The organism is Flavobacterium saliperosum (genome assembly GCF_900100625.1).
Taxonomy (GTDB): Bacteria; Bacteroidota; Bacteroidia; order Flavobacteriales; family Flavobacteriaceae; genus Flavobacterium; species Flavobacterium saliperosum.
Map to the genome: position 1 here is coordinate 1 of NZ_FMTY01000014.1, position 5,245 is coordinate 5,245.

General features: G+C 48.0%; 2 tRNA genes and 3 rRNA genes. All 5 read right to left on the reverse strand.

What is annotated here, in order from left to right:
* Window positions 1–12 precede the first annotated feature (12 nt).
* Window positions 13–122, reverse strand: a 5S ribosomal RNA gene (rrf, locus tag BLQ05_RS13475).
* 149 nt (window positions 123–271) lie between these two features.
* A 23S ribosomal RNA gene (locus tag BLQ05_RS13480) occupies window positions 272–3,148 on the reverse strand.
* A gap of 106 nt (window positions 3,149–3,254) precedes the next feature.
* Window positions 3,255–3,328 (reverse strand) — tRNA-Ala (locus BLQ05_RS13485).
* Between the two features lie 89 nt (window positions 3,329–3,417).
* Window positions 3,418–3,491 (reverse strand) — tRNA-Ile (locus tag BLQ05_RS13490).
* Between the two features lie 85 nt (window positions 3,492–3,576).
* A 16S ribosomal RNA gene (locus BLQ05_RS13495) occupies window positions 3,577–5,092 on the reverse strand.
* Together the 16S, 23S and 5S rRNA genes with 2 tRNA genes alongside form the textbook arrangement of a ribosomal RNA operon.
* Window positions 5,093–5,245 lie beyond the last annotated feature (153 nt).

Consider the following 5,245-nt stretch of genomic DNA (forward strand, 5'->3'; position numbering starts at 1 on the left):
GGGTTTTCAAAAGAAAGGCGGCGACATACTCTCCCACAGGATTGCAGTACCATCTGCGCAGGCGGGCTTAACTTCTCTGTTCGGAATGGGAAGAGGTGAGCCCCGCCGCAATAACCACCTTAAGAGGTTAAATTGCTTTAGGCAATTTTCCAATTATTAATTATCAATTATACATTGTTAATTATCAATTGAACAATATCTTAACATACTGAGATAAAGAAGTATTTAGTTGTATTAGAAAGTTTCTTCCCCCGATTGCTCGGGGGAGGACGTACATAAGCTTACGGGTTATTAGTACTACTCGACTATGACATTACTGCCTTTACATCTATAGCCTATCAACGTGGTCATCTTCCACGACCCTTAAAAGAAATCTCATCTTGTGGTGGGTTTCGCGCTTATATGCTTTCAGCGCTTATCCCTTCCAAACGTAGCTACTCTGCGGTGCTCCTGGCGGAACAACAGATACACCAGAGGTTTGTCCAATTCGGTCCTCTCGTACTAGAATCAGATCCACTCAAATTTCTAACGCCCACAGTAGATAGAGACCGAACTGTCTCACGACGTTCTGAACCCAGCTCGCGTGCCACTTTAATGGGCGAACAGCCCAACCCTTGGGACCTTCTCCAGCCCCAGGATGTGACGAGCCGACATCGAGGTGCCAAACCCCCCCGTCGATATGAGCTCTTGGGGGAGATCAGCCTGTTATCCCCGGCGTACCTTTTATCCTTTGAGCGATGGCCCTTCCATGCGGAACCACCGGATCACTATGCTCTACTTTCGTACCTGATCGACCTGTATGTCTCTCAGTCAAGCTCCCTTATGCCATTGCACTCTACGCACGGTTACCAAGCGTGCTGAGGGAACCTTTAGAAGCCTCCGTTACTCTTTTGGAGGCGACCACCCCAGTCAAACTACCCACCAAGCAATGTCCCCCCATTGGGGGTTAGGCCTCAGATAAGCAAAGGGTGGTATTTCAACAATGACTCCACAACGCCTAGCGACGCCACTTCACAGTCTCCCACCTATCCTACACATCACTTATCCAAGGTCAATACTAAGCTATAGTAAAGGTGCACAGGGTCTTTTCGTCCCACTGCGGGTAATCGGCATCTTCACCGATACTACAATTTCACCGAGCTCATGGCTGAGACAGTGTCCAGATCGTTACACCATTCGTGCAGGTCGGAACTTACCCGACAAGGAATTTCGCTACCTTAGGACCGTTATAGTTACGGCCGCCGTTTACTGGGGCTTCAATTCAATGCTTCTCCGAAGATAACATCTCCTCTTAACCTTCCAGCACCGGGCAGGTGTCAGGCCCTATACTTCATCTTACGATTTTGCAGAGCCCTGTGTTTTTGATAAACAGTCGCCTGGACCTCTTCACTGCGGCCAGCTTGCGCTGGCGACCTTTCTCCCGAAGTTACAGGTCTATTTTGCCTAATTCCTTAGCCATGAATCTCTCGAGCACCTTAGGATTCTCTCCTCGACTACCTGTGTCGGTTTACGGTACGGGTACTGTTAATCTAAGTTTAGAGGTTTTTCTTGGAAGCCCTTAGGTACACTATCTCTTTGTCCGAAGACTCCGAGTACTATCGCATTTCACCAGTTCTCGCGGATTTGCCTACGAAACCTATAGCTAGGTGCTTTAACGAACTATTCCGTCAGTTCGCGGTACTTTCATCACTCCGTCACCCCATCACAATTAACAGTAGTACGGGAATATTAACCCGTTGGCCATCGACTGTCCCTTTCGGGTTCGCCTTAGGACCCGACTAACCCTCAGCTGATTAGCATAGCTGAGGAAACCTTAGTCTTTCGGTGTGCGGGTTTCTCGCCCGCATTATCGTTACTTATGCCTACATTTTCTTTTCTAACCGGTCCAGCATGAATCGCCTCACACCTTCAACCCTGTTAGAATGCTCCCCTACCACTTACAGTAAACTGTAAATCCATAGCTTCGGTAATATGCTTATGCCCGATTATTATCCATGCTCGTCCGCTCGACTAGTGAGCTGTTACGCACTCTTTAAATGAATGGCTGCTTCCAAGCCAACATCCTAGCTGTCTGGGCAGACAAACCTCGTTTTTTCAACTTAGCATATATTTGGGGACCTTAGCTGATGGTCTGGGTTCTTTCCCTCTCGGACATGGACCTTAGCACCCATGCCCTCACTGTTAGTAAACATTATATAGCATTCGGAGTTTGTCAGGAATTGGTAGGCGGTGAAGCCCCCGCATCCAATCAGTAGCTCTACCTCTATATAACTTTACGACTAACGCTGCACCTAAATGCATTTCGGGGAGTACGAGCTATTTCCGAGTTTGATTGGCCTTTCACCCCTACCCACAGGTCATCCGAAGACTTTTCAACGTCAACCGGTTCGGACCTCCACTATGTGTTACCACAGCTTCATCCTGCCCATGGGTAGATCACACGGTTTCGCGTCTACCACTACTGACTAAAGCGCCCTATTCAGACTCGCTTTCGCTACGGATCCACACCTGAAGTGCTTATCCTTGCCAGCAACGGTAACTCGTAGGCTCATTATGCAAAAGGCACGCCGTCACCCCACGAAAGGGCTCCGACCGCTTGTAAGCGTATGGTTTCAGGATCTATTTCACTCCGTTATTCACGGTTCTTTTCACCTTTCCCTCACGGTACTGGTTCACTATCGGTCTCTCAGGAGTATTTAGCCTTAGCGGATGGTCCCGCCAGATTCAGACAGGGTTTCACGTGCCCCGCCCTACTCAGGATACCACTATCCTTATCTTCCATTACTTATACGGGACTATCACCCTCTTCGGTTAACCTTTCCAGGTTATTCTAATTCTGTCCGCAAGAAATATCGTGGTCCTACAACCCCAACAATGCCGTAACATCCCTGGTTTGGGCTAATCCGCGTTCGCTCGCCACTACTTACGGAATCACTTTTGTTTTCTTCTCCTCCGCCTACTTAGATGTTTCAGTTCAGCGGGTTTGCCCCCTATCGGGTACTATATCTTCAATATAGTGGGTTGCCCCATTCGGATATCTGCGGATCAATTCGTGTGTGCCGATCCCCGCAGCTTTTCGCAGCTTATCACGTCCTTCATCGCCTCTGAGAGCCTAGGCATCCCCCATACGCCCTTATTTTGCTTATTGTACTACATATCATGCCTATTAATAGACACAATGCTGTGTTCTTTCTACTTTTTAAATATTTTCTTATCTCAATATGTCAATGAACGGGTTCCGCCGAAGCGAATTGTGGAGAATATCGGAGTCGAACCGATGACCTCCTGCGTGCAAGGCAGGCGCTCTAGCCAGCTGAGCTAATCCCCCGTTTTTTAGTTGTCTAGTTAACAGTTCTAAGTTAACAGTACTTCAAACGGTTACTCAACCTCTAAAATTTCCTCTTAAGTTAAAAATAGTAGTCCCGCCCAGACTCGAACTGGGGACCCCTACATTATCAGTGTAGTACTCTAACCAGCTGAGCTACGAGACTCTGTTTTTTACTTAATTTATTATTTGAACTAACAGCGAGAGTAATACTCTTGTATTAAAAGACCCATATCTTAATCTTTCTCTAGAAAGGAGGTGTTCCAGCCGCACCTTCCGGTACGGCTACCTTGTTACGACTTAGCCCCAGTTACCAGTTTTACCCTAGGCAGCTCCTTGCGGTCACCGACTTCAGGTACCCCCAGCTTCCATGGCTTGACGGGCGGTGTGTACAAGGCCCGGGAACGTATTCACCGCATCATGGCTGATATGCGATTACTAGCGAATCCAGCTTCACGGAGTCGAGTTGCAGACTCCGATCCGAACTGAGAACGGTTTTGAAGATTCGCGCCCACTTGCGTGGTGGCTGCTCTCTGTACCGCCCATTGTAGCACGTGTGTAGCCCAGGACGTAAGGGCCGTGATGATTTGACGTCATCCCCACCTTCCTCACGGTTTGCACCGGCAGTCTTGTTAGAGTTCCCGGCATGACCCGCTGGCAACTAACAATAGGGGTTGCGCTCGTTATAGGACTTAACCTGACACCTCACGGCACGAGCTGACGACAACCATGCAGCACCTTGAAAGACGTCCGAAGAAAATCTGGTTTCCCAAACTGTCGTCTCCCATTTAAGCCCTGGTAAGGTTCCTCGCGTATCATCGAATTAAACCACATGCTCCTCCGCTTGTGCGGGCCCCCGTCAATTCCTTTGAGTTTCATTCTTGCGAACGTACTCCCCAGGTGGGATACTTATCACTTTCGCTTAGCCACTCAGATTGCTCCGAACAGCTAGTATCCATCGTTTACGGCGTGGACTACCAGGGTATCTAATCCTGTTCGCTCCCCACGCTTTCGTCCATCAGCGTCAATATAGTGATAGTAACCTGCCTTCGCAATTGGTATTCCATGTAATATCTAAGCATTTCACCGCTACACTACATATTCTAGTTACTTCCCACTAATTCAAGTCTAACAGTATCAATGGCCGTTCTATCGTTAAGCGATAGGCTTTCACCACTGACTTATTAAACCGCCTACGGACCCTTTAAACCCAATGATTCCGGATAACGCTTGGATCCTCCGTATTACCGCGGCTGCTGGCACGGAGTTAGCCGATCCTTATTCCTACAGTACCGTCAAGCTCCCTCACGAGGGAGTGTTTCTTCCTGTATAAAAGCAGTTTACAATCCATAGGACCGTCATCCTGCACGCGGCATGGCTGGTTCAGGCTTGCGCCCATTGACCAATATTCCTCACTGCTGCCTCCCGTAGGAGTCTGGTCCGTGTCTCAGTACCAGTGTGGGGGATCTCCCTCTCAGGACCCCTACCCATCATTGTCTTGGTAAGCCGTTACCTTACCAACTAACTAATGGGACGCATGCTCATCTTATACCGTTGGAACTTTAATGTTTAAATGATGCCATTCAAACATACTATAAGGTATTAATCCAAATTTCTCTGGGCTATCCCTTTGTATAAGGTAGATTGCATACGCGTTACGCACCCGTGCGCCGGTCTCAAGGAAGCAAGCTTCCTCTACCCCTCGACTTGCATGTGTTAGGCCTGCCGCTAGCGTTCATCCTGAGCCAGGATCAAACTCTTCATCGTATATTTTAATATTGTCGATTAAAGATGCTAGGTTAATTCTAATAATTCGAGTCTTACTCTCTCTTATTTTTGAACCGGATTGCTCCGATTCAATGCTGTCAATTCAATATGTCTATGAACGTATTCTCTTATTTCTTATCGCCATCCTTTCGG